The organism is Mycobacterium sp. KBS0706, from assembly GCF_005938675.2.
Classification (GTDB): domain Bacteria; phylum Pseudomonadota; class Alphaproteobacteria; order DSM-16000; family Inquilinaceae; genus Inquilinus.
The window spans coordinates 1-2439 of the sequence record NZ_VCCH02000237.1 but is presented as its reverse complement, the minus strand read 5'-3'; the positions used below and the strand labels follow the sequence as shown (position 1 = coordinate 2439).

Genomic DNA, 2439 nt, shown 5'->3' with positions numbered 1-2439 from the left:
CCCGACCGAGGCTGCGATCGATGTGACGGTCTGGGCCTGCCGGCCGGAGGAAGGTGGGCGCAGCGTGCCGATCGGGCACGCCATCGCCAACACCCGGATCCACGTGCTGGATGCCGACCTGAACCCGGTGCCGGAAGGCGTGTCGGGCGAGCTGTACATCGCGGGCGTGAATCTGGCGCGGGGCTATCTCGGCCGTCCGGACCTGACGGCGGACCGCTTCGTGCCGGACCCGCAAGGGCCGTCCGGCGGCCGGATGTATCGCTCGGGCGACCTGGTGCGGCGTCGCGGGGACGGTGCGATCGAGTATCTCGGCCGTCTGGATCATCAGGTGAAGCTGCGCGGCCTGCGGATCGAGCTCGGCGAGATCGAGGCGGGACTGCGCGCCTATCCGGGTGTCCGGGATGCGGTGGTGGTGCTGCGCGACGGCCGTCTGGTCGGCTATGTCGCCGGCGACGTCGCGCCCGACGAGGGTGAGCTGAAGCAGCATCTGTCCGCGCTGGTGCCGGAATACATGGTGCCGTCGCGACTGCTGTGGCTGAACCGGCTGCCGCTCTCGGCCAACGGCAAGCTGGACCGCAAGGCGCTGCCGGACCCGGAATGGGAGAGCGGCGCGGACGCCAGAGCCAAGCCCGAAGGCGAGACCGAGCAAGCGATTGCCCGCATCTGGCAAGAGGTTCTCGGCCTTGCCCATGTTTCCCGCCACGACGACTTCTTCTCTCTCGGCGGGCATTCGCTGCTGGCGACCCGGGTGGCGTCGCGGCTGCGCCAGGCCCTGGCGGTGGAGCTGCCGCTGGCGGCGCTGTTCGAGACCCGCACCATTGCCGGCCTGGCCGCGCTGATCGATCGACACGGCCGCGGCGACGCCGCGGCGGAACTGGATGCGATGTCCGAACTCCTGGACGCGCTGGAGCTGCCCGAATGAACGACATGACCGTGCCGCCGGCCGATCCGATGCGCGCGATCGCCGAGCGCGTCGCCGCCCTGCCGGCCGACAAGCGCCGGCAGTTCCTGGCCCAGCTCGACGCCAAGGGCATCAGCGCCCAGCGCCTGCCGATCGTGCCGGCACCGCGCGATGGCGACCTGCCGCTATCGCACGCCCAGCGCCGCCTCTGGCTGTTGTGGCAGCTGGAGCCACAAAGCGCGGCCTATCACATCACCGGCGGCCTGCGCCTGTCGGGCGACCTCGATGAGACCGCGCTGCAGGCAGCGCTGGACGGGCTGGTCGCCCGCCATGAGGCGCTGCGCACCGTGTTCCCGGAGGCCGAGGGCGAGCCGCGGCAGCGCATCCTGCCGCCGGCACCGCTGGATCTCGCCCGGATCGACCTGTCGAACGAGCCGGAGGCACTCGACGAGATCTCGGCGGCCGAGGCACGGCGGACCTTCGACCTCGCGGCCGGCCCGCTGCTGCGCGCCACGCTGGTCGCGCTGGCGGCGGACGAGCATGTGCTGCTGCTGACCCTGCACCACATCGTCGCCGACGGCTGGTCGCTCGACCTGCTGGTCGAGGATCTGGCCCGCGGCTATGACGACCACCGTTCGGGCCGGCCGCAGCCCGCGGCGTCCGGGATCCAGTACGCTGATTACGCGATCTGGCAGCGCCAGCTGGTGGAGGCGGGCGAGGGCGAGCGGCTGCTCGCCTCCTGGCTCGATCGCCTCGGCCCGGCGCAGCCGGTGCTGGAGCTGCCGGCCGACCGGCCGCGGCCGAGCGAGCCGAGCTGGCGCGGCGACACCGTCGCCTTCGACCTGCCGGCCGACCTCTCGGCAGCGCTGCGGGCGCTGGCGCAGCAGCAGGGCGCGACCCTGTTCATGGTGCTGCTGGCCGGCTTCTCGGCGCTGCTGCGGCAGCTCGGCGGGCAGGACGATCTGCGCGTCGGCGTACCCGTGGCCAACCGCCAGCGCCAGGATGTCGAGGCAATGGTCGGCTGCTTCGTCAACACCCAGGTGCTGCCGGTCACGGTCGACGGCCGGGCGGATTTCCGATCGCTGCTGGCGGCGGTGCGCGACACGGCGCTGGCGGCCCAATCGCATCAGGCGCTGCCCTTCGAGCGGCTGGTCGAGGCGCTGAACCCCGAGCGCAGCCTGAGCCGCAACCCTCTGTTCCAGGTGATGATGCAGCATGGAAGGCGCCGCGACGCGGTGGCGCTGCGCCTCGGCGATGTGCGGGCCGAGATCCTGGCGCGGCCCGGCGGCAGCGCCCAGTTCGATCTGAGCCTGACGACGGCGGAAGACGAGGCCGGGCGGATCTCCGCCGAGCTGACCTATGCCGCCGAGCTGTTCGACCGAACGACGGTGGAGCGCTGGCGCGACAATTTCCTCCGGCTGCTGCAACAGGCCGCGGCGCATCCCGGCCGGCCGCTGGCACGGCTGGATTTGCTGACCGATGCGGATCGGGAGCGTCTGTCGGCCTGGAGCGCGACGAATGTGGGCTACGAGTCCGTC

Annotated in this window: 2 protein-coding genes; both read left to right on the top strand. The window is 72.0% G+C overall.

Annotation, left to right across the window (positions count from 1 at the left end):
* Positions 1-922: phosphopantetheine-binding protein (locus FFK22_RS41430; protein ID WP_143956978.1), on the top strand; the 922-nt coding region annotated here is incomplete at its 5' end.
* Positions 919-2439, top strand: a 1521-nt coding sequence (locus FFK22_RS41425; RefSeq protein WP_306770267.1) for a condensation domain-containing protein, incomplete at its 3' end; no start/stop codon positions are given. The genes FFK22_RS41430 and FFK22_RS41425, both read left to right, overlap by 4 nt.